The sequence below is a fragment of the Cupriavidus sp. PET2-C1 genome, assembly GCF_054515855.1.
Genome location: NZ_CM137259.1, coordinates 3,636,798 through 3,661,847 on the forward strand (window position 1 = coordinate 3,636,798; position 25,050 = coordinate 3,661,847).

Here is a 25,050-nt window from a genome sequence, read left to right on the forward strand (position 1 = left end):
CCATCATGAGCGGACTGATCAACTGGCTTGAAATTCCTGTCACGGACATGACCCGTGCCATCCGGTTCTACGAGCAGGCCTTCGAGACCACCCTCAAACGCGAAACCATGGCGCAGATCGACATGGCTGTCTTTGCCAACCATGAGCCTGGCGGCGCACTGGTAGCCGGGGAGGGCTTCCGCCCTTCGGCCGACGGCTGCCTGCCTTACCTGCACACGCAGCAGCTCACGGCGCTGCTGGCGCGTGTCACCGCCGCCGGCGGCAAGACCGTGTTCGGCCCGCTGCAGCTGCCTGGCGATATCGGCCATATCGCGCATATCATCGACAGCGAAGGCAATCGCATCGGCCTGCACCAGCCGCTGGTAGGATAGTCGGCTGCCGCGATCGTGTTACCAATACCCGCATAGAACCAAGATGAAGCCTCGATGAGCCGCCGCGCCGACCGCCTTTTCCAGATCGTCCAGGTACTGCGCGGGCGCCGCCTCACCACGGCGGCGCTGCTGGCGCAGCGGCTCGGGGTGTCCGAGCGCACGGTGTACCGGGATATCCAGGCGCTGTCGCTGTCGGGCGTGCCGGTCGAGGGCGAAGCGGGCATCGGCTACCGGTTGCGGGCCGACTATGACGTCCCTCCGCTGATGTTCACCGCGATCGAAGTCGAAGCGCTGGTAGCCGGGCTGCGGCTGCTCAAGGCCTGGGGCGGCGGTGCGCTGGCCGCCGCTGCCGATCCCGCGCTGGAGAAACTGGTGGCGGCGCTGCCGCCCGCGCGGCGTCATGCGGCGCAGCAAAGCCGCGTGTTCGCCCCCGAATTCGTCAACCTGCCGCAGGTGCGCGATGCCTTTGACGTAGTGCACAGCGCCATGAGCGCGCAACGCCTGCTGCGCCTGGACTACACCGACGCGCAACAGCGCGCCACCGACCGCATCGTGCAGCCGCTGGGCCTGTTCTTCTGGGGCAACAGCTGGCTGCTGGCCGCCTGGTGCACCACGCGTACCGACTATCGCAGCTTCCGCCTGGACCGCTGCCGCGGCATCGTCATGCTGGAAGACCGCTTCCACGAAACACCCGACCGCTCGCTCAACGGCTTCCTGCGTGCAGTGCAGCACACCAGCGGCTAGCCGGCTGATCGGGTGATCTGGTGATCGGCTGACTCGGGACGCGTCCTACGCCGGCTCGGCCAGCAGCGTCTCGATGTCGCGCTTGATATCCTCGGGCTTGGTGGTGGGCGCGTAGCGCTTGAACACCGTCCCGTTGCGGCGCAACAGGAACTTGGTGAAGTTCCACTTGATCGCTTCCAGGCCAAGCACGCCCGGCTTCTCCGAGGTCAGCCAGCGATACAGCGGATGCGCGTTATCGCCCTTGACGTCGATCTTGCCGAACATCGGGAAGGTGACGTGGAATCGCGACTCGCAAAACTGGCCGATCTGCGCGGCGTCGCCCGGCTCCTGCTTGCCGAACTGGTTACAGGGAAAACCCAGCACTGCAAGGCCGCTGGCCGCGTACTGGTCCTGCAGCGCCTGCAGGCCGGCATATTGCGGCGTAAAGCCGCACTCGCTGGCCGTGTTCACGATCAGCAGCACCTTGCCGCTGAATTGCGACAGCGGCACCGGCAGGCCGGCCAGGGAGCTGGCTTCGAACTGGTAGACATTGCTCATGACGGAATCCTCGGGTGACACGGCGGTGGACGGCGGTGGTCGGCGATGTGCGCCCGCCGCTGGACAGTGTACTTTGCAACGCTGCCGTGGGTGCTCAGATCACATTCAGGTGTTCGGTGCCAGCACCCAGGTCGGGCTCGCGGTCCATGGTACCGTGCAGCTTGATCATCAAGCGCAGGTCGTTGAGCGAGTCGGCATTGCGCAGCGCGTCTTCGTAGGTGATCTTGCCGGCCTCGTAGAGATCGAAGAGCGCCTGGTCAAACGACACCATGCCCTGCTCGCGCGATTTCTTGATGACTTCCTTGAGCGCATGGATCTCGCCCTTGAAGATCAGGTCGGCCACCAGCGGCGTGCCGAGCATGATCTCCACTGCCGGCACCCGGCCCTTCTGCCCCTTGCGCGGCAACAGGCGCTGCGACACCATCGCCTTCAGGTTGAGCGACAGGTCGATCAGCAGCTGCTGGCGCTTTTCCTCGGGGAAGAAGTTGACCACGCGGTCGATGGCCTGGTTGGCATTGTTGGCGTGCAGCGTGGCCAGGCACAGGTGTCCCGTCTCCGCGTACTGCATCGCGTATTCCATGGTTTCCCGATCGCGGATTTCGCCGATCAAGATCACGTCGGGCGCCTGGCGCAGCGTGTTCTTCAATGCCACGTGCCAGGAGTCGGTATCGATGCCGACCTCGCGCTGCGTGACGATGCAGTTCTGGTGCGCGTGCACGTATTCGATCGGGTCCTCGATGGTGATGATGTGCCCGTACGAATGCGCATTGCGATGATCGAGCATGGCCGCGAGCGAGGTCGACTTGCCCGAGCCGGTGGCCCCGGTGACGATCACCAGTCCGCGCTTTGACATCACGATGTCATGCAGCGCCAGCGGCAGGTCGAGGTCTTCCACCGAAGGAATGCGCGTATTGATGGTACGCACCACCATGCCCGCCTTGCCCTGCTGGATGAACGCGGAGACGCGGAAGCGCCCGGCGTTGGGCACGGAGATGGCGAAGTTGCACTCGCGGCTGCCGTCGAACTCGCCCGCCTGCCGCTCGTTCATGATGGAGCGCACCAGGCCGAGCGCCTGGGTGGGGTTGAGCGGCTGCTGCGAGACTGGCGTGATCTTGCCGTCGACCTTGATGGCCGGCGGAAAATCCGCGGTGATGAACAGGTCCGAGCCGCGGTTGCCCACCATCAGCTCGAGCAGGTCGTTGATGTACTTGGCGGCGGATTCGCGATCGAGCATGGCGGTGTCCTGGTTCGGATGCGGCGGACTCGCCTCAGCCCGTGAATGAGTCGGGGTTCTTGGCAATGGCGCGGGCATCGCTGTAGTTGATGATGCCGCGCTTGATCAGGTCCGACAGGCACTGGTCCAGCGTCTGCATGCCAAGGCCGCTGCTGGTCTGCATCATCGAGTACATCTGCGCGATCTTGTTCTCGCGGATCAGGTGACGGATCGCCGGCGTGGCGATCATGATCTCGTGCGCCGCTGTACGGCCGTTGCCGTCGCGCGTCTTGAGCAGCGTTTGCGAAATCACTGCTTCCAGCGATTCCGACAACATGGTGCGCACCATGTCTTTTTCTTCGGGCGGGAACACGTCGACAACCCGGTCGATGGTCTTGGCCGCCGAGCTCGTGTGCAGCGTGGCGAACACCAGGTGGCCGGTTTCGGCCGCGGTCAGCGCCAGGCGGATGGTTTCCAGGTCGCGCAGTTCGCCCACCAGCACCACGTCGGGATCCTCACGCAGCGCGGAGCGCAGCGCGTTGGCGAAGGAATGCGTGTGCGGCCCCAGCTCGCGCTGGTTGATCAGGCTCTTCTTGGACGTGTGCACGAACTCGATCGGGTCCTCCACCGTGAGGATGTGGCCCATGTCGTGATCGTTGCGGTGGTCCACCATCGCCGCCAGCGTGGTGGACTTGCCCGAGCCGGTCGGGCCGGTCACCAGCACCAGGCCGCGCGGCTTCATGCACAGGTCAGCGAATACCCCCGGCGCGCGCAGGTCTTCCAGCGTCAGTACCTTGGAAGGAATGGTCCGGAACACGGCGGCGGCGCCACGCTGCGTGTTGTAGGCATTGACCCGGAAACGCGAGAGGCTGGCGATCTCGAAAGAAAAATCGATTTCCAGCCGTTCCTCATATTGCTTGCGCTGGGTGTCGCTCATGATGTCGTACACCATGGCGTGGACATCCTTGTGGCCCATAGCGGCCACATTGATGCGGCGCATATCGCCGTGGATACGCACCATCGGCGGCATGTCTGCCGAGAGATGGAGATCGGACGCCTTGTTCTTGACGGCGAAAGCTAATAGCTGCGCGATGTCCATCTATAATGACCCCACCCTTTTTGTCGTACTTATTGTTGTACTTCTTGATATGTTCGCCGGATTATGTCTGTAATCGCCGCCAACTTGCAAGCCGTCAACCGGCGCGTCGCGGCAGCCGCACAACAGGCCGGGCGGCCGGCCGGTGAAGTCACGCTTCTGGCGGTTTCGAAGACCTTCCCCGCCGCCGCCGTGCAGGCTGCGTTCGACGCCGGCCAGCGCGCCTTTGGCGAGAACTACGTACAGGAAGGCGTGGACAAGATTGCGCAGCTTGGCGATTTGCGCGACCAGATAAGCTGGCACTTCATCGGCCCCCTGCAAAGCAACAAGACGCGTGCCGTGGCCGAGCAGTTCGACTGGGTCCATGCCATCGACCGCCTGCGCATCGCCGAGCGGCTGTCGGCGCAGCGGCCCGCCGGCATGCCGCCGTTGCAGGTCTGCCTGCAGGTCAATATCAGCGGCGAAGCCAGCAAGAGCGGTGTCGCGCCAGACGAAGTGCCCGCGCTGGCACGCGCCGTGGCGGCGCTGCCCGGGCTGCGGCTGCGTGGCCTGATGGCCATTCCGGAACCGCAGAGCGAGTTGGCGGCCCAGCGCCGGCCGTTTGCCGCGCTGCGCACCCTGGCCGAGGACTTGCGCGCCGCCGGGCTGGATGTGGACACGCTCTCGATGGGCATGTCCGCCGACATGGAGGCCGCCATTGCCGAGGGTGCTACCGTGGTGCGCATCGGCACCGCCATTTTCGGCGCGCGCGACCATGCCACGGCCCCCGAGGCGACACAGGCCAGGCCGGCCTGAACGCCGGCCCCCTTCTTCCCAGACGATTTCCAGCAAGAGACCGATATGCTCAAGACTCTCACCTTTGGTTTCCTCGGCGGCGGCAATATGGCCACCGCCCTGATCGGCGGCCTGATCGCCCGGGGCGTGCCAGCCACCTCGATCCGCGTGGTCGATCCGTTCGATGAAGCGCAGGCGCGCCTGCGGCGCGACCTCGGGGTGCATGCGGCAGGCGCGCCCGACGCCGCCTTTGGCAAGAGCGATGTGCTTGTGCTGGCGGTCAAGCCGCAGCAGTTCCGCGAAGCGGCGGCATCGCTGCTGCCGCACCTGGGCGACAACCTGATCGTGAGCGTGGCCGCCGGCATCCGCCTGGCCGACATGCAGCGCTGGTTCGGCGGGCGCACCCGCCTGGTGCGCGCCATGCCCAACACCCCGGCGCTGGCCGGCATGGGCATGACCGGCCTGGCAGCGGTAGCCGGGCTGGCGCAGCAAGACCGCGACATCGCCAGCGCGCTGGCCGAAGCGGTGGGCAAGTGCGAGTGGGTGGAAGGCGACGCACAGATCGACGCAGTCACCGCCATCTCCGGCAGCGGCCCGGCCTACGTCTTCTACTTCATCGAAGCCATGGAGAAAGCGGCCGTGGAGCTCGGCCTGAGCGCCCCGCAAGGGCGCGCGCTGGCAGTGGAAACCTTCCGCGGCGCCGCGGCCCTGGCGGCACAGTCGGAAGAGCCGGTCAGCCTGCTGCGCGAGCGCGTGACCTCAAAGGGCGGCACCACCTACGCCGCGCTCACCGCCATGCAGGCCGCCGGCATCGGCGAAGCCTTCGTCAAGGCCATGCACGCCGCGGCAGAACGCGCGACGGAAATGGGCGCGGAGTTCGGGAAGGACTGAGTGAAGGCTTTTCTGCCAGGGTGACCTCCCAGCGCGCTCGCCGGAGCCGGCCAAAAAGGCCAAAACCGCCTGGGATGACGACGGCTGTCTCTCCCTCGCCCCTCAGGGGGAGAGGGCCGGGGAGAGGGGTGGCTTAGCTAGGAGCCACTCAAAGCGAAGCCCGTGGTTTTTTCCAGCACGACGGCATGACGAGCGCCCGCCCTCTCCCACAAGTGGGAGAGGGGAGCAACCCGTCGGGAAGCTAGCGCTTGCCGCTATCTGACGTGCAACATCCTTCAGCGCAGCGCATAAGCCGCCGCCACCCCGGCAAACACACAAGCGCCCAGCCAGTTGTTGTGCCGGAACACGGCAAAGCACTTCATGCGATCCCGCTCGCGAAGCAACGTGTAGTGATACACCGCGCATCCCGCCGCCGCCGCCAGCCCGATCCAGTACGGCCAGCCCAGCCCGAACTGCGTACCAGCCCAGGCCATCAGCCCCAGGAACACCGCATAGCAGATCATGATGGCGGCGACATCAAAGCGCCCGAACGTGATGGCCGACGTCTTCATGCCGAGCAGCAAGTCATCGTCGCGGTCCACCATGGCATAGGCGGTATCGTAGGCCACCGCCCAGAACACATTGGCCAGCAGCATCACCCACGCCACCACCGGCACATGGTCCTGCACCGCGGCAAACGTCATCGGGATGCCAAAGCCGAAAGCAATGCCAAGGTAGGCCTGCGGGATGGCAAAGAACCGCTTGAAGAACGGATAGGTGGCAGCAAGGATCACGGCCACCACCGCCAGCCACTTCGTGAGCCCGTTGAGCGGAATAATCAGCAGGTAGGCCAGCAAAGTCAGCACCACCGCCACCATCACCGCTTCCCACGACTTGATCTTGCCCGCGGTCAGCGGCCGCTCCTTGGTGCGCTTGACGTGTTTGTCGAAGTCGCGGTCGGCCCAGTCGTTCATGGCGCAGCCGGCAGAGCGCATCAGGAAGGTGCCGATGACGAAGATCCAGAACAGGCTCCACACCGGCCGGCCGCCCGAGGCCATCCACAGTGCCCACAGCGTGGGCCACAGCAGCAGCAGCGTGCCGATGGGCTTGTCGAGGCGCACCAGGCGCGCGTACAGGGCTAAGCGTTCAAACATGGCGAGGGGCCCGCGGCACGGGGCCGGGCAAGGCAATGGCATTCAACGAAAAACGCGCCGCGACCCGGTCAGGGCGCGGCGCGCATGGCCGGCAGCACACGAAGGCCGACGGTGGTGTCGATTCAGGGCATCAGGCCAGCATCGAGCGCAGCATCCACGCGGTTTTTTCGTGCGTCTGCATGCGCTGGGTCAGCAGGTCGGCGGAGGGTTCGTCGCCTGCGGCGTCGATGGCCGGGAACAGCGAGCGCGCGGTGCGCACCACGGCTTCCTGGCCTTCGACCAGCTTGCGGATCATCTCGGTGGCTTCGGGCACGCCCTCTTCCTCCGGGATCGACGACAAGCGGGCGTATTCCTTGTAAGTGCCCGGCGCCGGGTAGCCCAGCGCACGGATACGCTCGGCGATCGAGTCCACGGCGAGCGCCAGCTCGGTGTATTGCGTCTCGAACATCAGGTGCAAGGTGTTGAACATCGGACCCGTGACGTTCCAGTGGAAGTTATGGGTCTTGAGATAGAGCGTGTAGGTATCCGCCAGCAACTTGGACAGGCCTTCCGCGATTTTCTTGCGTTCCTTGTCGGAAATGCCGATGTTCACGCTCATCTCATTCTTCTTTGCCATGATAGGTACGCTCCAGTCTGGGGTGGCTCTGACAACCGCCGCGCCACGGGGCGCGGCACAACCCGCACATTATGGCATCACCCGGTAAAGGCAGACAAACCCTTGGCCGCGTCCAGGAACATCGCGACCGCGCCCAGCGCGGTCGCCGCCAGCCCGATCTCCGTGCGCCACAGCTTGCGCTGCAGGCGCGCCGCGTCCGCGCGGCGGGGTCGATCGTGGGCGACGTGCTGCAATTGCTGAAACTCGCTGACGAACAGTCTGAACATGGCCATGATGGTTCTCCTTGCCGGGCTTTCAAGGTGGCCCCGGGCCGGGGCCACCCGCACTGCCCTATTTCATTGCTTGCGCATTACTTCAGGTTGAGCGCGCGCTTGACGCCCTCGCCATAAGCCGGATCGGCCTTGGTGAAGTGCTCCAGCTGCACCCGCACGATGTTTTCCGGCACGCCCTGCATGGCCGCCGCAATGTTCGCGTACAGACGCTGGCGCTGGGCCTCGTCGAACAGGCGGAACAGTGCGCCAGGCTGGCTGTAGTAATCGCTGTCGACACGGTGGTCGAAGCGGTCGGCCGCGCCATCCAGGGCCAGGGGCGGCTCGATGGCGCGCTCGCTGGCCGCGTAGGCGCCTTCGCGGTTCGGCTCGTAGTTGAGCTTGCCGCCCTGGTTGCCGTCCACGCGCATCGCGCCATCGCGGTGGAAGGTATTGTGGAACGGGCACTTGGGCGCGTTCACCGGGATCTGGTTGTGGTTCACGCCCAGGCGATAGCGCTGCGTGTCGCCATATGAGAACAGCCGGCCCTGCAGCATCTTGTCGGGCGAGAAGCCGATGCCCGGCACGATGTTGGACGGGTTCATCGCGACCTGCTCCACCTCGGCGAAGTAGTTGTCCGGGTTACGGTTGAGCTCCAACACGCCCACGTCGACCAGTGGATAGTCCTTGTGCGGCCACACCTTGGTGAGGTCGAACGGGTTGATGTGATACTTGGCCGCATCGGCTTCGGGCATGACCTGCACGCGCACGTTCCAGCGCGGGAAGTTGCCGCGCTCGATGTTCTCGAACAGGTCGCGCTGCGCGCTTTCGCGGTCGCCCGCCACCACCTTGGCCGCTTCCTCGTTGGTCCAGTTGGCGATGCCTTGCTGCGACTTGAAGTGGAACTTCACCCAGAACCGCTCGTTGGCCGCATTGATGAACGAGAAGGTATGCGAGCCGAAACCATGGATCTGGCGATAGTTCTGCGGCAGGCCACGGTCGCTCATCAGGATGGTGACCTGGTGCAGCGATTCCGGATGGCGCGACCAGAAATCCCACACGGCGATCGGATCGCGCAGGTTGGTGCGCGGATTGCGTTTCTGCGTGTGGATGAAATCCGGGAATTTCAGCGGGTCGCGCACGAAGAACACCGGCGTGTTGTTGCCCACCACGTCCCAGTTGCCTTCATCGGTATAGAACTTGACCGAGAAGCCGCGCACGTCGCGCTCGGCATCCGCCGCGCCACGCTCGCCCGCCACCGTGGAGAAGCGCATGAACATCGGCGTCTCTTTGCCAACGCGGGCAAAGATCGAGGCCTTGGTAAAACGCGAGATGTCATGGGTGACCGTGAACTTGCCGTGGGCGCCCGAGCCCTTGGCGTGCACGCGCCGCTCGGGGATGACTTCACGGTCGAAGTGAGCGAGCTTCTCCAGGAACCACACGTCCTGCAGCAGCATCGGGCCGTGCGGGCCGGCAGTCTGCGAATTCTGGTTGTCGGCTACCGGCGCGCCTGCGGCGGTGGTGAGAGTGTCCTTGTCCTTGCTCATCTTGGCCTCATTTTTCTTGGGTTGGAACGGGGGAATCTGGCTGGGGCGGGATGCGGCAGAGCCGCTGGGAAATATCAGTAATCAGTACACCGTGGCGTAACAGGCCAGGCAGTCGGCCATGCGGCCGGCCAGTGCGCTCAGGAGCTCGCCGGCGGCGGTCAAGCTGGGGTTTTCGCCTTTCATGTGCGACTCCTTGTCGGTTACAGCGTGTGGATTACAGCGCGCAATGCGTCGATGGAGGAAGTCTACGGAAGGGCTATTGAATTTGACATTCAATTATTTCTAACTATGAAATAGAGCAAGCCTATGCCATGCCTGCGCGCCAGCATGGCGTAGGCCAAAGACACAGTGAAGTCAGAAAAATCGAGGGGGGAGAAAAAACAAGGCGGGGAAAGCGTGCCGCCGGCGTTGAGCGCCGGCAGGCAGGGCGCGCTCAGGCGGCTTCAGCCAGTTCCTTGGCGGCGAGCATGCTGACGCCGGGCAAGTCGCAGGCAGCCACCGCGCGGCGCAGCGCTTCCATGGCCGGCAGGCGGGTAAAGCTCTTGCGCCAGGCCAGCACCACGCGCCGGTCGGGCACGGGATCGGTGAAAGGCACGTAGGCCAGCAGGTCGTTCTTGTTGGGTTTCAGGTCCGGCACCGAAGTCCGCGGCAACACCGTGATGCCTACGCCACTTGCCACCATATGGCGGATGGTTTCCAGCGAGGAGCCTTCGAAGGTCTTCTGGATGCCGTCGGCCGCCTGCGAGAAGCGCGACAGCTCCGGGCACACGCCCAGCACCTGGTCGCGGAAGCAATGCCCGCTGCCCAGCAGCAGCATGGTCTGCTGCTTGAGTTCGTCGGGATCCACCTTGCCGGCATGCTCCAGATGGTGGCCGCGCGGCACCGCCACCACGAAAGGCTCGTCATACAGCGGCTGCACGGTCAGCCCGGAATCGGCAAAGGGCTCGGCCATGATGGCGCAATCGATCTCGCCTTGCTTGAGCAGCTCGATCAGCTTGACCGTGTAGTTCTCCTGCAGCATCAGCGGCATCTGCGGCACGGTCTGGATCATTTCCTTGACCAGCGTGGGCAGCAGATAGGGCCCGATGGTGTAGATCACGCCAAGCCGCAACGGCCCGGCCAGCGGATCCTTGCCCTGCTTGGCGATCTCGCGGATGGCCATGGTCTGCTCCAGCACGCGCTGGGCCTGCGCCACGATCTGCTCGCCGATCGGCGTCACCGAGACCTCGGAGGTGCCGCGCTCGAAGATCTGCACATTGAGTTCGTCTTCCAGTTTCTTGATCGCCACCGACAGCGTCGGCTGCGACACGAAGCAGGCTTCGGCTGCCCGGCCGAAATGGCGCTCGCGCGCTACGGCGACGATGTACTTGAGTTCGGTGAGCGTCATGACTTATCAATTTTCGTTAAGCGATAGATTTTACCTTCGATTCGATGTTCTGTCAGAGATGACAAGCAAAGCGGCGCAGGCGATACCTGGCCGCCTGCGCCGGGTGAGTCCCCGCCATCACATCAGGCCTTCAGGTAATGCTCCCTGCCACCCAGCCAGCGCAGCAGGTGCGCCTCCACCGCCTCCGGGAAACGCGCCAGCATCAGCTCGGCGGCCTCCTGGGCATAATCGACCAGCCAGGCGTCGGTGTTCAGATCGGCGAAACGCAGCATTGCCTCGCCGGACTGGCGCGCGCCGAGGAATTCGCCGGGACCGCGTATCTGCAGGTCGCGCCGGGCGATCTCGAAGCCGTCGGTGGTCTCGCGCATGGTCGCCAGGCGCTCGCGCCCGGTGGGCGACAGCGGTGCCTGGTACATCAGCAGGCAGACCGATTCCGCACTGCCCCGCCCTACCCGGCCGCGCAACTGGTGCAACTGCGCCAGGCCAAAACGCTCGGCATGCTCGATCACCATCAGCGAGGCGTTGGGCACGTCCACCCCCACCTCGATCACGGTGGTGGCTACCAGCACCTGCAACCGGTTGGCGGTGAAGTCTTCCATCACCGCGGCCTTCTCCGCCGGCGGCAGGCGCCCGTGCACCAGTCCCACCTTGAGCTCGGGCAAGGCGGCGACCAGGGTTTCATAGGTTTCCACCGCGGTCTGCAGTTGCAGCGCCTCGCTCTCTTCGATCAGCGGGCAGACCCAGTAGACCTGGCGGCCATCGGCGGCGGCGTGGTGCACGCGCTCGATCACCTCGTCGCGGCGCGCGTCGTTGACCAGCCGGGTCACCACCGGAGTGCGCCCGGGCGGCAATTCGTCGATCACCGAGACGTCGAGGTCGGCGTAGTAGGTCATGGCCAGCGTGCGCGGGATCGGCGTGGCCGACATCATCAGCTGATGCGGCACGGTTTCCGCAACCTTGCCAGCCTTGCCCGGCGCGGCGGCTGCATCGGGGTCCGCCTTGCCGCGCAGCGCCAGCCGCTGGGCCACGCCGAAGCGATGCTGCTCATCGACCACGGACAAGCCCAGGCGGGCAAACTTGACGCTGTCCTGGATCAGCGCGTGGGTGCCGATGGCCAGCTTGGCCTCGCCGGACTCGACCTTGGCCGCGGCCTCGCGCTTGGCGCGCGTCTTCAGGCTGCCGGCCAGCCACACCACCGGCACGCCCAGCGGCTCCAGCCAGGCGGAGAGCTTGCGGTAATGCTGCTCGGCCAGGATTTCGGTGGGTGCCATCAACGCGGCCTGGTAACCGGCATCGATGGCCTGGCAGGCGGCCAGCGCCGCCACGATGGTCTTGCCACTGCCGACGTCGCCCTGCAGCAGGCGGTGCATCGGGTGGGGCGCGCCCATGTCCTTGGCAATCTCTTCCACCACGCGCTGCTGCGCGCCGGTCAGCTTGAACGGCAGCGCGGCCAGGAAGGCGGTCAGCAGGCCGCCCGCGCGGCGCGGCATGGGCGGCGCGCTCTTGTCGCGCCGCGCCGCCTGGGAGCGCTTGAGGGAGAGCTGCTGCGCCAGCAGCTCATCGAGCTTGATACGTTGCCAGGCCGGGTGCGAGCGCTCGATCAGCGCGTGCTCGTCCACGTCCTGGGGCGGTGTGTGCAGCAGGCGCAGGCACTCGGGCAAGGCTTGCAGCTTGAGCTGGGCTAGCGGGCCCTGCAGCACGGGCGCCGGCAGGGTCTCGGGCAGCGGCGTGCGTGACAGCGCGCCGCCGATGGCCTTGCGCAGGTAGCTCTGCGGGATGCCGGCGGTGCTCGGGTAGACCGGGGTCAGCCGCTCGGGCAGCGCCTCGCCGGGCGTTACCGAGCGCACCGTGGGATGGACCATCTCCGCGCCAAAGAAGCCGCCGCGCAGCTCGCCGCGCACCCGCAGGCAGGCGCCTTCGGCCATCAGCTGAGTCTGGCTGCCGTAGAAATTAATGAAACGCAGCGTCAGCTCGCCGGTATCGTCGGCGATCTTGACCACCATCTGGCGGCGCGGGCGCAGGCTGACCTCGTTGGAGGTGACCACGCCCTCGACCTGCACCGTCAGCCCCATGCCCGCGCGCCCGATGGCATCGGCGATCGGCAGCAGCGTGGTCTCGTCCTCGTAGCGCATCGGCAAGTGCAGCACCAGGTCGACATCGCGCTTGAGCCCGAGCTTATGCAGGCGGGCCATGGCCGAGGACGGCTTGCCGGCGGCAGCGCCCTTGGCCACCGCCTTGCCCGCGCGGCCCGGCTTGTCCCCGGCGCGCGCCGCGGGCGGGCTGTCGTTGGTTTCCGGGGTTCGGTCGGGAGCGGTTCCTGGCATCTGGGGCGTGGCTGGCGATTCGGGTCGGCGCGCGCGCCTGGTGGCACGCGCTGGTTGGCACAAATAGGCGATATCACGCGCGCCCGGGCGGCGCAGCCGCCCCAAGCCTTACAATATCGGATTCGCCGATTGTACCTATGCCGGCCGCGCCACCGCGCGGTCTGCGGCCGTTTTTGCCCCCATGATGCTGACGCTGTCCGATTTTGACTTTGCCCTCCCGCCCGAACTGATCGCCCAGACCGCCTTGCCGGAGCGCGGCGCGAGCCGTCTGCTGGTGGTGGAAACGGACGCCGGTGAGGGCACCACCCGCCTCACAGACCGCGCGTTTACCGACATCGTCGACTACCTGCGCCCCAACGATTTGCTGGTGTTCAATGACACCCGCGTCATCAAGGCGCGCTTCTTCGGGCAAAAGGGCAGCGGCGGCAAGGTCGAGGTGCTGGTCGAGCGGGTGCTGGACAGCCACACCGTGCTGGCCCAGGTGCGCGCGTCCAAGACGCCGCCGGAGGGCAGCAAGCTGCGCCTGGCGGATGCCTTCGACGTCACTGTGGGCCCGCGCGTGGACCAGTTCTTCACGCTCACCTTCCCCGAGCCGGCACTGGACCTGATCGAGCGCCACGGCCGCCTGCCGCTGCCGCCGTACATCACCCACGATCCCGACGCCTTCGACGAAACCCGCTACCAGACGGTCTACGCCCGCGCCCCCGGCGCGGTGGCCGCGCCCACCGCCGGCCTGCATTTCGACGAGGCCCTGTTCGCCCGGCTTGACGCGCTGGGCGTGCGCCGCGGCTTCCTGACCCTGCACGTGGGCGCCGGCACCTTCCAGCCGGTGCGCACCGAGAACCTGGCCGAGCACAAGATGCACGCCGAGTGGTACGAGGTGTCGGATGCGCTGGCCCAGGCCGTGCTCGACACGCGCGCCGCCGGAGGCCGGGTGATCGCGGTCGGCACCACGTCCCTGCGCGCGCTGGAGTCCGCCGGCGCCACCGATGGCACGCTGGCCGCCGGCCGCGGCGACACCGAGATCTTCATCACGCCCGGCTACCGCTTCCGCGTGGTCGATGCGCTGATCACCAATTTCCACCTGCCCAAATCGACCTTGCTGATGCTGGTGTCGGCGCTGGCCGGGGTGGAGCCCATCCGCGCCGCCTACCGCCATGCGGTGGCCGAGCGCTACCGTTTCTTCAGCTACGGCGACGCCATGCTGCTGACGCGCCAGCCCCAGCCCTGAGCGCGCCGCGCCAGCCCGAACCTGAATCCCGAATCCCGCCATGCTCAACTTCGAACTGCTCACCACCGACGGCAACGCCCGCCGCGGCCGCGTCACCCTCAACCACGGCGTGGTCGAGACCCCGATCTTCATGCCGGTCGGCACCTACGGCTCGGTCAAGGCGATGTCGCCACTCGAGCTCGGTGAAATCAACGCCCAGATCATCCTGGGCAATACCTTCCACCTCTGGCTGCGCCCCGGGCTGGACGTGGTGGAAAAGCACGGTGGCCTGCACCGCTTCATGGGCTGGGACAAGCCGATCCTGACCGACTCAGGCGGTTTCCAGGTGTTTTCGCTGGGCGCGCTGCGCAAGATCACCGAGGAGGGCGTGACCTTTGCCTCGCCGGTCAACGGCGACAAGCTGTTCCTGTCGCCCGAGATCTCGATGCAGATCCAGCGCACGCTGAACTCCGACATCGTGATGCAGTTCGACGAGTGCACGCCGTACGAAATCGATGGCCGCCCCGCCACCCACGCGGAAGCGGCCGCCTCCATGCGCATGAGCCTGCGCTGGGCCAAGCGCTCGATCGACGAGTTCAACAGCCTGGGCAACCCCAACGCGCTGTTCGGCATCGTCCAGGGCGGCATGTTCGAGGACCTGCGCGACGAGTCGCTGGCCGGCCTGGCGGAGCTGGACTTCCACGGCTACGCCATCGGCGGCCTGTCGGTCGGCGAGCCCAAGGAAGACATGATGCGCGTGCTGGAGCACGTGGGCCCGCGCCTGCCCGCGCACAAGCCGCACTACCTGATGGGCGTGGGCACACCCGAAGACCTGGTGGCCGGCGTGGCGTCGGGCGTGGACATGTTCGACTGCGTGATGCCGACCCGCAATGCCCGCAACGGCTGGCTGTTCACGCGCTTTGGCGACGTCAAGATCAAGAATGCCGTCCACCGCAACGACACCCGCCCGCTGGACGAGTCCTGCGGCTGCTATACCTGCCGCAACTTCTCGCGCTCCTACCTGCACCACCTGCACCGGGTTGGCGAGATTCTGGGCGCGCGCCTAAACACCATCCATAATCTGCATTACTACCTGGAACTGATGAGCGAGATGCGCGAAGCTATCGAGGAACACCGCTTCGAGGCCTTCCGCCTTCGGTTCGCCGCCGATCGCGCGCGCGGGGCGCAGTCGGCCACGCCCGCCCCGGCGTGAACTTTCTGCACGGCCCGGGTCGAATAGCGGTGCCCGCAGCTGCCAAGCGGCTCGCAAGGCGCACCGAACAAACCCGTACTACACCGTAAATGCCCGGATCGGGCATGGAATGCGGTTGCAAGCGGGTGGTAGAATGATCGACTAACTGATTGACTTTGTGACGGAGAAGCAACGTGCTGATTTCTAACGCATTTGCCCAGACTGCCGGTGTCACCGGCGGCGCGGCGGGTGGCCTGATGAGTTTCCTGCCTATTATCCTGATGTTCGCGGTGCTGTGGTTCATCATGATCCGCCCGCAGATGAAGCGCCAGAAGGAATCGAAGGCAATGCTGGAAGCCCTGGCCAAGAACGACGAAGTCGTGACCGCTGGCGGCATTCTCGGCCGTGTCACCAAGGTCAACGAACAATACGTGACCATCGAAATCGCCGCGGGCACCGAAATCACGGTGCAAAAGAGCGCGGTTACCACGGTGCTGCCCAAGGGCTCGCTGAAGTCGCTCTGAGCACCGCGGCCGCGGGCGTGGCGTCGCTTGACTCAGGCGCCGCCCAGCTTCTCCCGCACCGCCTGCCTGCTTTTTCGCCCTTCCCGGCACGCCTTTAGCGCGCGTGCCCCTGCAGCCGCCTGATCCAGCACGGGTTATCCGTGGATGCCAGGCGGCTGTTTGCCAACCGGTGCGGTGGTGCCAACTGCCCGCTGACGGTCTCGTCGGCGCCACCAACCGAAGAACGACTGGCCAAAGATGAATCGTTATCCGCTTTGGAAATACCTCGTGATCCTGGTGGCTCTGGCCATCGGCATCACCTATACGCTGCCGAACTTCTTCGGCGAGGCGCCTGCCGTGCAGGTCTCCTCCGCCAAGGCCACGGTCAAGGTCGACCTGGCCATGCAAAAGCAGATCGAGCAGGTGCTGGCGCAGAACAACCTGCAGCCCGACGGCATGTTCTTCGACCTGAACGGCCAGTCCGGCTCGGTCAAGGCGCGCTTCAAGACGCCCGACGAGCAGCTCAAGGCCAAGGACGTGCTGACCCGCGCGCTCAACCCCGACCCCAATGACGCCACCTACGTGGTCGCGCTGAACCTGCTGTCGGGCTCGCCGCGCTGGCTCACCGCCATGCACGCGCTGCCGATGTACCTGGGGCTGGACTTGCGCGGTGGCGTGCACTTCCTGCTGCAAGTGGACATGAAGGGCGCGGTCGACAAGAAGCTCGACAGCCTGGCCGGCGACGCCCGCACCCTGCTGCGCGACAAGGGCATCCGCCATGGCGGCATCGACCGCGACGGTGACCGCTTGACGGTGCGCTTCAACAATGCCGACGACGCCAGCAAGGCACGCGGCATCCTGGCCGACAACCTGCGCGAGCTGGCGTTCACCCCGGATGGCAACAACATTTCCGGCGTGTTCACCGATGCGGCACGCAAGACGGTGCAGGATGCGGCGGTCAAGCAGAACATCACCACCCTGCACAACCGGGTCAACGAGCTCGGCGTGGCCGAGCCGGTGATCCAGCAACAAGGCGCCGACCGCATCGTGGTGCAGTTGCCTGGCGTGCAGGACACCGCAAAGGCCAAGGACATCATCGGCCGCACCGCCACGCTGGAAGCCCGCCTGGCCGACCCCGACGCGCCGCGCAATCCGCGCCCGGGCGACCCGATCCCCTTCGGCAGCGAGCTGTTCACGCAAGGCAACGGCGCCCCGGTGGTGCTCAAGAAGCAGGTGATCTTCACCGGCGACCGCATCGAAAGCGCTTCGGCAGGCTTCGACCAGAACCAGCGCGCCTCGGTCAACATCAAGCTCGACGCTCAAGGTGGCCGCGTGCTGCGCGACGTCTCGCGCGAGAACATCGGCAAGCCGATGGGCATCGTGCTGTTCGAGAAGGGCAAGGGCGAAGTGCTGACGGTGGCAACGATCCAGTCCGAACTGGGCTCCAGCTTCCAGATCACCGGTTCGTACTCCACCGAAGCCGCCAACGACCTGGCCCTGCTGCTGCGCGCCGGCTCGCTGGCCGCGCCGATGGAAATCATCGAAGAACGCACCATCGGTCCGTCGCTGGGCGCGGACAACATCAAGAAGGGCTTTGACTCGGTGGCCTACGGCTTTGCCGCCATCGCCGTCTTCATGATGCTGTACTACATGCTGTTCGGCGTGTTCTCGGTGGCCGCGCTGGCCATCAACCTGCTGCTGCTGGTGGCGGTGCTGTCGATGCTGCAGGCTACGCTGACGCTGCCCGGCATCGCCGCTATCGCGCTGGTGCTCGGCATGGCCATTGACGCCAACGTGCTGATCAACGAGCGGATCCGCGAGGAACTGCGCGCGGGCGCTTCGCCGCAGATGGCGATCGCCGTCGGCTTCGACCGCGCCTGGGCCACCATCCTGGACTCCAACGTGACCACCCTGATCGCGGGCCTGGCGCTGCTGGCCTTCGGCTCCGGCCCGGTGCGCGGCTTTGCCGTGGTGCACTGCCTGGGCATCATGACCTCGATGTTCTCGGCGGTGTTCTTCAACCGCGGCCTGGTGAACCTCTGGTACGGCCGCAAGAAGAAGCTGCAAAGCGTGGCGATCGGCCAGATCTGGAAGCCGGGCTCGGACAGCCAGGGCACCGTCGCCAAGTAAGCATCATGGATGTCCGCGCGCACAGAACGCGCACGGACATCCAACCAGCATAGAACGGCAGCAGGCGCTGCCGTACAAAACAGGATTCAACATGGAATTCTTCCGCATCCGGCGCGATATTCCGTTCATGAAGCACGCGTTGATCTTCAACGTGATTTCCTTCCTGACGTTTGCCGCCGCCGTATTCTTCCTGGCACACAAGGGCCTGCACCTGTCGATCGAGTTCACCGGCGGCACGGTGATGGAGGTCAACTACCAGCAGACGGCCGACCTGGAGCGCATCCGCGGCCAGGTCAGCAAGCTTGGCTACACCGACGTGCAGGTGCAGAACTTCGGCACCTCGCGCGACGTGATGATCCGCCTGCCCCTGCAAAAGGGCCCGGACGGCAAGCCCGCCACCTCGGCCCAGCAGAGCGAGCAGGTCATGACGGCGCTGCAGACAGCCGCGCCTGACGTCAAGCTCCAGCGTGTCGAGTTCGTCGGCCCGCAGGTGGGCAAGGAACTGGCCACCGACGGGCTGCTGGCGCTGCTGTGCGTGGTGGCCGGCATCGTGATCTACCTGTCGTTCCGCTTCGAGTGGAAGTTCGCAGTGGCCGGCATCATCGCCAACCTGCACGACGTGGTGATCATCCTGGGCTTCTTCGCCTTCTTCCAGTGGGAATTCTCGCTGTCGGTGCTGGCGGCGATCCTGGCGGTGCTGGGTTACTCGGTGAACGAGTCGGTGGTGATTTTCGACCGGATTCGCGAGAACTTCCGCAAGTACCGCAAGATGACCACGCACGAGATCATCGACAACGCGATCACCAGCACCATCTCGCGGACCATCATCACCCACGGCTCGACCGAAATGATGGTGCTGTCGATGTTCTTCTTCGGCGGCCCTACCCTGCACTACTTCGCGCTGGCGCTGACCGTCGGCATCTTGTTCGGCATCTACTCCTCGGTGTTCGTCGCCGCGGCGCTGGCCATGTGGCTGGGCGTCAAGCGCGAGGACCTGGTCAAGGGCGAGAAGAAGCCGGGCGACGTCGACCGCGACGACCCGAACTTCGGCGCGCAGGCCTGACGGGCCGGCCGCGGATAGATTCAAAGGCAGCAAAAAAGGGCACCTTCGGGTGCCCTTTTTTTTTGTCATGCCGTTGCGACTCGGAACGCGCTCGGAGCGCGCTCGGGATTCGCTCAGAACTGCTCGATCCACACCGCCAGGCGATCCGCGGCAAACTCCGCGGTGCGATCGGTGGGGCGGTAGACGATGGAGTCGCCCTCCCGCACAGCCTTGAGCGCGCCGCCGGTTTCATCCAGCCACAGCAGCCCGGCCAGCCAGGTGACATGCTGCGCGGACACCTCCTTATCCACCGGTTCGCCCAGGTACTCGGCAAGCGCGGCGCCCTGGATCCACACCAGGGCATCGCCATCGCGGCGCACGTTGGCCGCACCTTCCGTTGCGGCCAGCGTCTCGGCCAGTGCCGCCACCGCATCGCCGGCTCCACGGCCGGCGAGCTGCGTGCGCAGCGCGGCGAGCTTGAGCGCCACGGCGTGGCCGAAGGTGCCGCTGCGGCGGCTTTCCGCCGCCACCAGGTCGGCGTAGTCCATCAACAGCCAGTCCGGCTCGGGATTCTGCACGCCAACCAGCGCGGCCGAGGCCAGGTAGGTGTCCACCGGCTGGAAGCGCTCCGGGCCGATCAGGCTGGCCGACAGCGTGCGGATCAGGCCGATGCGCGCGGCAATGGTCTGCCGCTGCAGCACGCTCAGCTTCTCGCGCAGCAACTGGTCGCGCTCCTTGCGCAGGCCAGCCATCTCAAGCGCCTGCTTGAGCTCCATGCGCAGCGAGGTGATATCCCACGGCTTCTTGATATAGCGATGGATCTGGCCCTCGTTGACGGCCGCGACCGTATGCTCGATCTCCGAGTAAGCGGTGGTCAGGATCCGCACGATATGCGGATAGCGCTCGCGCGCGTAGCGCAGCAGCTCGTTGCCGTACTCGCCCGGCATGCGCTGGTCGGAGACCAGGACCGCAAGGCTGTCCGCGTGCGCATCCAGCAGCGCCTTGCCCTCTTCGACCGAGCCACCGGTCACGACCGGCGCCAGGGCTCCGATGGCACGCTGGAAATACTTGACGGCCGTCGCCTCGTCATCGACGAACAGAATCGCCGGTGATGGTGCCTGCGTGGCATTCGGTTCGTTCATCGATCACTCCTATGCATTCGACTCTTGGTATTGGGGAAATCCAGCGTCACTGTGGTACCCGCACCGGACGTAGACTCGATCCGGATGCCGCCACCGAAAGACTGCATGACACGGTTGCAAAAAATCATGCCCAGTCCGTTGCCGCCGGTACTCGCATGGGTGGTGACCGGATCCACCAGAAGGCGCCCCATCACCTCAGGTGGTATGCCCGGGCCGTTGTCGCAGATGCGGATCGCGGCATCGGGCTCGGCCACCACCACGAAGCGCAGCGAAGGCGCGTCGACGCCGTCGAGCGCCCGCAGCGCATTGGACAACAGCGACGACAGCACCAGCGCCACGCAATTGGGCAGCGTGCGCACGGCAAAGTCGTCATGCATTTCGATCTTTACCCACTCACGCTGCGGCCCGGCAAAGGGGTAGGTGTCGAGCAGCGCGGCGATCAGGCCGCCGGCGGTCACTTCCCGGCTGGCGCCCGCTTGCGTGCTCGGCCGGCTGCCGCTGCTGCGCACCGACTGCAGGAACGACGAAATCACGGCCAGGCAATACTGCGCGTTGTCGTGCATCGACGTGGCCGCCTGGCCAATCTCGCTCTGGCGCAGCGGATTGTATTCCGCCGCGATACGGCTTTCGATACCGCGCGCAAAATTTGCGATCGCCGCCAGCGGCGTGTTCAGTTCGTGCGCCAGGAAGGCCAGCGTCTCGTCGATCGCCATCAGGCGCTGATGGCGGATCGAGCGTTCGCGATAGCGCTCGGCGGCCAGCCGCAGCGCTTCGCGCACCTGGCCCAGCTCGATGGGCTTCTCCAGGATGCGGAACACTTCGCCAGTGTTGACCGTCTGCAACAGCATGTCCTTGTCCGCGTAGGCGGTCACCAGGATGCGCACGATCTGCGGGTACTCAAGCGCAACCTGGCGCAGCAGGTCGCCGCCATCGCGCCCCGGCATGCGGAAATCCGTCACCAGCACGGCGATGCGCGCGCTCTCCCGGCGCAGGATGCGTACCGCTTCGTCGGCGCCGCTGGCGACCAGCACCTCGTACTCCGTGCCGACCGCGCGGGCGAAGTACTTGCATGCCATTTCCTCGTCATCGACGTAGAGCACGGTAAGCCGTGGTTGACGGGCGTCGCTCATGGCATTCTCAGTCGGCTCGGGGCAGGTCGAAGCTGAACGAGGCCCACTGGCCCAGTTCGCTCTCGGCAAACAGCACGCCGCCGTGACGCTCGATCACCGCGTAGCTGATCGACAGGCCAAGGCCCAGGCCCTGGCCGACTTCGCGCGTGGTGAAGAACGGCTCGAACACGCGCGCCAGGTGCTCTTGCGCTATGCCCGGCCCGTTGTCCTTCACGGTCACATGCAGCCGGCGCTCAACCCACTTCACCGTGGTATGGATGGCGGGGGCCTGCGTGCCGGCCTTGCGCATGGCCAGCGCGGCGTTGGAAAACAGGTTGATCAGGACGCCGATCACCGCGGCTTCGTCGCCCAGCACCAGCGTATCGGTCGGCAGCTCGCGCGTGACGGCCACCCCGCGCAGCTCATGCGCGGTCAGCCGGATCGAGGAATCGAGCGCCTTCTCGAACAGGAAGGGCGTGCCTTCCGCTTCAGCACCGGGCTTGCGATAAGCGAAGGTCTTCAGGTCCGACACGATATGCTGGATGCGTTGCATGCCCTGCTTGGCGTCGACCAGGCACTCCTGCAGCATCGGCTCGTTCTTGGCCACCGGTTCTTCCAGCGCGACCTCGATCGCCATCAGGCAGAAGTTGACCGGGTTGTTGACCTCGTGCAGCAGGCCCGCGGCCAGTGTACCGATGGCGGCCATCTTTTCCTGCTGCAGCATCTGGCCCTTGATGTCGACCAGCTTGCGGTTGATCACTTCGAGCTCGCCGTTCTTCTCCGCCACTTCGGCCTTCAGCCGGAACAGCATGAAGCGCGCCCGTTCATTGAAGAAGGTATAGACCGCGCTGGCCGCCGCGGCGAACAGCAGGAACAGCGAATTGACGATGAAGGTGCCAGCCGGCTCGATGCCGCCGGAATGCAGCACGCAGGCGAGCAGGTAAAACAGGTAGGACAGGATCCCGAAGACCAGGTTCTGCCACAGGCCGAACGGCAGCGCGATGCCAGACGCGAAGATCGCGAGATTCAGCCCGACGTAATACGGCGACTCCACGCCATCGGTATGCCAGATCATCCACGAGATCATGATCTGCGGCAGCAGCAGCCACGACAGCGTCAGCCATGGCGCAAAACGGCGCCCTGCCGTGCTGTACAACAGCATCACGATGCCGGCGATCAGCAGCGACACCAGCACGCGCGCCACGGCGAAGGGCGCCTGCAACTGCGGGTACTGGCCGTAGTCCAGCCCCACGCCGAGCAGCACCAGCACGATGGCGGTATAGGCGCCGCCGCGGCTGAAGGCCAGGCGGAAATCCGCCAGCTCGGTCTGGTAACCCGCGTAAAGTTGATTGGTGCTCATGGCTGGGCCGGCTACTGGCGTTTCAGAGGATGATCGCTTCCGCGAACACATTGACCCCGGTCTGGTCGACATAGAGCTTGTGATCACGGGATTGTTCGGGCAGCAGCATACTCATCCTGGCCTCGTCGCGATAGATCAGGTACCACTCCAGCAGGTGTTCCATGCCGAATTTCTCCGGATTGTCCGAATGGACGTTGGTTACCAGCAACTGGCCGCCCGGCCGCGTACGCGCAGCAAAATAGCTCAGCAGGCGGGAACACACCTTATCGGACAGGTAGTCGAACAACCCGGCGCAATACACCGCATCGAACTCGCGCAGCCCGGCGTCGTCCGGCGCGATCTTGCGCTTGAGCAGCTCATGTACCGATTGATGCACCATCTCCACCGACACCTTGTGCCCCGCCGAGGCGGCCGAGCTCTCGATGGAGGACTTGGTGTAAGCCAGGGTCTCCTCGCTGAAGTCGACCAGTTGGAACGACAGCAGCTCGGGCTGCGGATACTCGCGCACGAAGCGCTGGATCTCGAAGGCCGGGCCGCAGCCGACATTGAGGATGCGAAATGGCCTGCCGGCCGCGCGGGCGGCATCGGCCTGGCGCGACAGGAAATCGACCAGCAGGTCGATCCGGTTGCGGTGGGCGGTCGCCACGGCCGCCTTGAGGAAGGCCGTATTGACGATCTGGAAGTAGGTGGTCGGGCCCTGCTGCGGATCGTTCAGGATCTGGTTGACCATCTCATAGTCGCCCGCATAGCCCAGCGGCTTGGTGAAGGTGCGGTAGACAAAGGGAGCGCGCAGCAGCAGCGGATGCAGGGCCGATTGCGCGTATGTGCGGTGCACCGGCGCGATCTCCGCGTCCACCTGCTCGGCCTCGCCTTCAAGCCGGTCGAGGTAGGTCTTGACCTTGAGCATGATTGGCGTGGCGAGCTCATAGAACACGTCCTCGCGCAGCCGTCCGTCGGTCTTGGGCAGGTTCTCGGTCAGGTCGACCTGCTCGACCCAGCGCGAGACTTCCGAGAGAAACGCGCGCATTTCATTGACCACGATCTGGTAATCGCGCCGGATATTGAAGCGCGCATCCCAGTCGTTGATGAACAGTTCGGCCTCGCGCCCAACCGATTTTGGCTCATTGGGCAGGTCGCTCAGCTCGCGCCATTCGTCGATCAGCGTCAGCGATACCACCGCGGTGAGGCCGGTGTTCACCAGGCTCATCACCACCGCCTTGCCCAGGTAGGCGTTCTTGCTGCCCATGCGCACACTCAGCTCGCTCAGCACCTCGCTGACCTGGACGATCGAGTATGGATTGTAGATTTCCATCACCAGAGCTTTTCTCTGGAGATTGATAATTGTGCCCCGCACCTGCTCGCCCTGCGAGTTGCGGAAACTAACCACCGGATCGATTTGCGTTTGGGAGTACACGGTATTGCGCCAGAGAAATCCGAAAAACGCTGCCGGCCGCCCAGTTCAACATGCATCATTGACTGGCCGGGTACAGCTCGTAGGGCGATGGATCGCTACGCTAGGCCAGTATCAGGGGGTACTGCTGGGATACATGTCGGTAATCGGTTGCGGGCATGGGCGTCCTGATGTTGGCACGCGCGCGACTACACCCTGGTAACTGTGACTGAGACTGAAACTGCGTGAGGCTGTACTGGGTGAGACTGTAACTGAATCTTAGCGGATCATTGTACTGTGGGCGTCAAGTGCAGACAACACAACCTGCGCAAGCCCGCCCGCCGAGCCGGGAACGACGGAAACCGCCGGAAATAAAGCAAAAGGCCGGGAATGCTCCCGGCCTTTTGCCTTGCTGCTTGCATGCGCGGCGCCGCGGGACAAAGCCCGGGCATCGCGCAGCCTGTGCCGTCCGTCCTGGCCGGCCTTTTTAGTCGACGCTTGGCCGGCGCTTAGTCCGCCTTTACACCTTCGACCTGGATCGCCAGCTTGACCTCGGGCTTGAAGCCCATCTTCACGCCGTAGTCGATACCGAAATCGGCACGGCTGAAGGTGCCCACCGCGTCAGCACCACAGGCTTCGCGCTTGAGCATCGGATGCTGGATGCACTTGAAGTCGCGGATCTCCAGCTTGACCGGCTTGGACACGCCGTGCAGGGTCAGCACGCCATCGACTTCGGTCGGCACATCGCCGTTGAACTTGGAGAACTTGCCCTTGTAGGTGGCTTCGGGGAAGGCTTCGACGTTGAACATGTCAGGGCCCTTCACGTGCTGGTTCAGCTTGCTGTTGCCGAAGTCGACCGAGGCGGGATCGATCTTGATGTCCACCGAGCCGGTCTTCGCAGCACGGTCCAGCGTCACCACGCCGCTCGACTTTTCGAACTTGCCGCGCCAGGTCGACAGGCCACCCAGGTGGTCGGCTTCGAAGCTCGGGTACGTGTGGGTGGGATCGAGGTTGTAGGTCACCGTGTTGGCGGATGCAACGCCGACGACGGACAGGGCCGCGACAGCGGCGAGGATGGTGCGCAATTTCAT

The 25,050-nt window shown here is 65.2% G+C and carries 23 protein-coding genes; 9 read left to right on the forward strand and 14 right to left on the reverse strand.

Translation table 11 applies throughout. The features are described 5' to 3' along the window. The first annotated feature begins 5 nt into the window (after nt 1-5). Nucleotides 6-371, forward strand: coding sequence for a VOC family protein (locus tag ACX12D_RS16375; protein WP_459371944.1), 366 nt, complete (start codon nt 6-8; stop codon nt 369-371). Nucleotides 372-425: 54 nt separating this feature from the next. After that, nucleotides 426-1,115, forward strand: coding sequence for a helix-turn-helix transcriptional regulator (locus ACX12D_RS16380; RefSeq protein ID WP_459371945.1), 690 nt, complete (start codon nt 426-428; stop codon nt 1,113-1,115). Between the two features lie 45 nt (nt 1,116-1,160). On the opposite strand, the gene ACX12D_RS16385 is transcribed toward ACX12D_RS16380, so the two are convergent. The 3 genes from ACX12D_RS16385 to ACX12D_RS16395 form a co-directional block, all read right to left on the reverse strand. Next, nucleotides 1,161-1,652, reverse strand: a complete 492-nt coding sequence (locus ACX12D_RS16385; protein ID WP_459371946.1) for a glutathione peroxidase — start codon at nt 1,650-1,652, stop codon at nt 1,161-1,163. Nucleotides 1,653-1,746: 94 nt separating this feature from the next. Beyond that, the gene (locus tag ACX12D_RS16390) at nt 1,747-2,886 is read right to left on the reverse strand and encodes a PilT/PilU family type 4a pilus ATPase (protein ID WP_459371947.1); all 1,140 of its coding nucleotides are present in this window, start codon (nt 2,884-2,886) and stop codon (nt 1,747-1,749) included. Between the two features lie 34 nt (nt 2,887-2,920). Beyond that, on the reverse strand, nt 2,921-3,964 hold the full coding sequence (locus ACX12D_RS16395; protein ID WP_459371948.1) for a type IV pilus twitching motility protein PilT: 1,044 nt from the start codon (nt 3,962-3,964) through the stop codon (nt 2,921-2,923). A 63-nt stretch (nt 3,965-4,027) separates the two neighbouring features. On the opposite strand from ACX12D_RS16395, the gene ACX12D_RS16400 reads away from it, so the two are divergent. Both ACX12D_RS16400 and proC read left to right on the forward strand, forming a co-directional pair. Next, nucleotides 4,028-4,756: a YggS family pyridoxal phosphate-dependent enzyme gene (locus tag ACX12D_RS16400; RefSeq protein ID WP_459371949.1), complete on the forward strand. Its 729-nt coding sequence runs from the start codon at nt 4,028-4,030 to the stop codon at nt 4,754-4,756. A gap of 45 nt (nt 4,757-4,801) precedes the next feature. Next, nucleotides 4,802-5,626 carry a pyrroline-5-carboxylate reductase gene (gene proC / locus ACX12D_RS16405; RefSeq protein ID WP_459371950.1) on the forward strand — a complete coding sequence of 275 codons (825 nt, stop codon included), beginning with the start codon at nt 4,802-4,804 and terminating at the stop codon, nt 5,624-5,626. A 275-nt stretch (nt 5,627-5,901) separates the two neighbouring features. Here the strand turns inward: proC and ubiA are convergent, their stop codons facing one another. From ubiA to recG, 6 genes are all read right to left on the reverse strand, one after another. Continuing rightward, entirely contained in the window at nt 5,902-6,759 is an 858-nt protein-coding gene (ubiA, locus tag ACX12D_RS16410) for a 4-hydroxybenzoate octaprenyltransferase (RefSeq protein WP_459371951.1), read from the reverse strand. A 130-nt stretch (nt 6,760-6,889) separates the two neighbouring features. Further along, nucleotides 6,890-7,375, reverse strand: a complete 486-nt coding sequence (locus tag ACX12D_RS16415) for a Dps family protein (protein ID WP_416049654.1) — start codon at nt 7,373-7,375, stop codon at nt 6,890-6,892. A gap of 77 nt (nt 7,376-7,452) precedes the next feature. Further along, entirely contained in the window at nt 7,453-7,647 is a 195-nt protein-coding gene (locus ACX12D_RS16420) for a hypothetical protein (protein WP_441636498.1), read from the reverse strand. 77 nt (nt 7,648-7,724) lie between these two features. Continuing rightward, on the reverse strand, nt 7,725-9,170 hold the full coding sequence (locus ACX12D_RS16425) for a catalase (RefSeq protein WP_441636496.1): 1,446 nt from the start codon (nt 9,168-9,170) through the stop codon (nt 7,725-7,727). Nucleotides 9,171-9,603: 433 nt separating this feature from the next. After that, nucleotides 9,604-10,557, reverse strand: coding sequence for a LysR substrate-binding domain-containing protein (locus ACX12D_RS16430; RefSeq protein ID WP_043349480.1), 954 nt, complete (start codon nt 10,555-10,557; stop codon nt 9,604-9,606). Between the two features lie 122 nt (nt 10,558-10,679). Further along, nucleotides 10,680-12,881, reverse strand: a complete 2,202-nt coding sequence (recG, locus tag ACX12D_RS16435) for an ATP-dependent DNA helicase RecG (RefSeq protein WP_459371952.1) — start codon at nt 12,879-12,881, stop codon at nt 10,680-10,682. Nucleotides 12,882-13,065: 184 nt separating this feature from the next. Between recG and queA the strand changes: the two genes are divergently transcribed. The 5 genes from queA (at nt 13,066) to secF (ending at nt 18,979) form a co-directional block, all read left to right on the forward strand. Then, entirely contained in the window at nt 13,066-14,112 is a 1,047-nt protein-coding gene (gene queA, locus ACX12D_RS16440) for a tRNA preQ1(34) S-adenosylmethionine ribosyltransferase-isomerase QueA (protein ID WP_459374044.1), read from the forward strand. A gap of 40 nt (nt 14,113-14,152) precedes the next feature. Next, nucleotides 14,153-15,304 (forward strand): tRNA guanosine(34) transglycosylase Tgt, encoded by a 1,152-nt coding sequence (gene tgt / locus ACX12D_RS16445; RefSeq protein WP_459371953.1) that lies wholly within the window; start codon nt 14,153-14,155, stop codon nt 15,302-15,304. Nucleotides 15,305-15,477: 173 nt separating this feature from the next. Then, nucleotides 15,478-15,807 (forward strand): preprotein translocase subunit YajC, encoded by a 330-nt coding sequence (gene yajC, locus ACX12D_RS16450; RefSeq protein ID WP_459371954.1) that lies wholly within the window; start codon nt 15,478-15,480, stop codon nt 15,805-15,807. 237 nt (nt 15,808-16,044) lie between these two features. Then, nucleotides 16,045-17,916, forward strand: coding sequence for a protein translocase subunit SecD (gene secD, locus ACX12D_RS16455; protein ID WP_459371955.1), 1,872 nt, complete (start codon nt 16,045-16,047; stop codon nt 17,914-17,916). Between the two features lie 91 nt (nt 17,917-18,007). Further along, a complete protein-coding gene (secF, locus tag ACX12D_RS16460) occupies nt 18,008-18,979 on the forward strand; it encodes a protein translocase subunit SecF (protein ID WP_459371956.1) in 972 nt (323 codons plus the stop codon). A gap of 113 nt (nt 18,980-19,092) precedes the next feature. On the opposite strand, the gene ACX12D_RS16465 is transcribed toward secF, so the two are convergent. The 5 genes from ACX12D_RS16465 to ACX12D_RS16485 form a co-directional block, all read right to left on the reverse strand. Beyond that, entirely contained in the window at nt 19,093-20,100 is a 1,008-nt protein-coding gene (locus ACX12D_RS16465; RefSeq protein ID WP_459371958.1) for a response regulator, read from the reverse strand. Continuing rightward, nucleotides 20,097-21,230 carry an ATP-binding protein gene (locus ACX12D_RS16470; protein WP_459371960.1) on the reverse strand — a complete coding sequence of 378 codons (1,134 nt, stop codon included), beginning with the start codon at nt 21,228-21,230 and terminating at the stop codon, nt 20,097-20,099. Before ACX12D_RS16470 ends, ACX12D_RS16465 begins: the two co-directional genes overlap by 4 nt. 7 nt (nt 21,231-21,237) lie before the next feature. Next, nucleotides 21,238-22,569: a sensor histidine kinase gene (locus ACX12D_RS16475; protein WP_459371961.1), complete on the reverse strand. Its 1,332-nt coding sequence runs from the start codon at nt 22,567-22,569 to the stop codon at nt 21,238-21,240. Nucleotides 22,570-22,591: 22 nt separating this feature from the next. After that, nucleotides 22,592-23,983 carry a class I SAM-dependent methyltransferase gene (locus ACX12D_RS16480; protein WP_459371962.1) on the reverse strand — a complete coding sequence of 464 codons (1,392 nt, stop codon included), beginning with the start codon at nt 23,981-23,983 and terminating at the stop codon, nt 22,592-22,594. A 485-nt stretch (nt 23,984-24,468) separates the two neighbouring features. Continuing rightward, entirely contained in the window at nt 24,469-25,050 is a 582-nt protein-coding gene (locus ACX12D_RS16485; RefSeq protein ID WP_459371963.1) for a YceI family protein, read from the reverse strand.

Excerpts from the sequence above, each read along its gene's own strand:
- ACX12D_RS16375 (WP_459371944.1), top strand. The coding sequence starts at position 6 with ATGAGCGGACTGATCAACTGGCTTGAAATTCCTGTCACGGACATGACC.
- ACX12D_RS16380 (WP_459371945.1), top strand. The coding sequence starts at position 426 with ATGAGCCGCCGCGCCGACCGCCTTTTCCAGATCGTCCAGGTACTGCGC.
- ACX12D_RS16385 (WP_459371946.1), bottom strand. The coding sequence starts at position 1,652 with ATGAGCAATGTCTACCAGTTCGAAGCCAGCTCCCTGGCCGGCCTGCCG.
- ACX12D_RS16390 (WP_459371947.1), bottom strand. The coding sequence starts at position 2,886 with ATGCTCGATCGCGAATCCGCCGCCAAGTACATCAACGACCTGCTCGAG.
- ACX12D_RS16395 (WP_459371948.1), bottom strand. The coding sequence starts at position 3,964 with ATGGACATCGCGCAGCTATTAGCTTTCGCCGTCAAGAACAAGGCGTCC.
- ACX12D_RS16400 (WP_459371949.1), top strand. The coding sequence starts at position 4,028 with ATGTCTGTAATCGCCGCCAACTTGCAAGCCGTCAACCGGCGCGTCGCG.
- proC (WP_459371950.1), top strand. The coding sequence starts at position 4,802 with ATGCTCAAGACTCTCACCTTTGGTTTCCTCGGCGGCGGCAATATGGCC.
- ubiA (WP_459371951.1), bottom strand. The coding sequence starts at position 6,759 with ATGTTTGAACGCTTAGCCCTGTACGCGCGCCTGGTGCGCCTCGACAAG.
- ACX12D_RS16415 (WP_416049654.1), bottom strand. The coding sequence starts at position 7,375 with ATGGCAAAGAAGAATGAGATGAGCGTGAACATCGGCATTTCCGACAAG.
- ACX12D_RS16420 (WP_441636498.1), bottom strand. The coding sequence starts at position 7,647 with ATGGCCATGTTCAGACTGTTCGTCAGCGAGTTTCAGCAATTGCAGCAC.
- ACX12D_RS16425 (WP_441636496.1), bottom strand. The coding sequence starts at position 9,170 with ATGAGCAAGGACAAGGACACTCTCACCACCGCCGCAGGCGCGCCGGTA.
- ACX12D_RS16430 (WP_043349480.1), bottom strand. The coding sequence starts at position 10,557 with ATGACGCTCACCGAACTCAAGTACATCGTCGCCGTAGCGCGCGAGCGC.
- recG (WP_459371952.1), bottom strand. The coding sequence starts at position 12,881 with ATGCCAGGAACCGCTCCCGACCGAACCCCGGAAACCAACGACAGCCCG.
- queA (WP_459374044.1), top strand. The coding sequence starts at position 13,066 with ATGCTGACGCTGTCCGATTTTGACTTTGCCCTCCCGCCCGAACTGATC.
- tgt (WP_459371953.1), top strand. The coding sequence starts at position 14,153 with ATGCTCAACTTCGAACTGCTCACCACCGACGGCAACGCCCGCCGCGGC.
- secD (WP_459371955.1), top strand. The coding sequence starts at position 16,045 with ATGAATCGTTATCCGCTTTGGAAATACCTCGTGATCCTGGTGGCTCTG.
- secF (WP_459371956.1), top strand. The coding sequence starts at position 18,008 with ATGGAATTCTTCCGCATCCGGCGCGATATTCCGTTCATGAAGCACGCG.
- ACX12D_RS16465 (WP_459371958.1), bottom strand. The coding sequence starts at position 20,100 with ATGAACGAACCGAATGCCACGCAGGCACCATCACCGGCGATTCTGTTC.
- ACX12D_RS16470 (WP_459371960.1), bottom strand. The coding sequence starts at position 21,230 with ATGAGCGACGCCCGTCAACCACGGCTTACCGTGCTCTACGTCGATGAC.
- ACX12D_RS16475 (WP_459371961.1), bottom strand. The coding sequence starts at position 22,569 with ATGAGCACCAATCAACTTTACGCGGGTTACCAGACCGAGCTGGCGGAT.
- ACX12D_RS16485 (WP_459371963.1), bottom strand. The coding sequence starts at position 25,050 with ATGAAATTGCGCACCATCCTCGCCGCTGTCGCGGCCCTGTCCGTCGTC.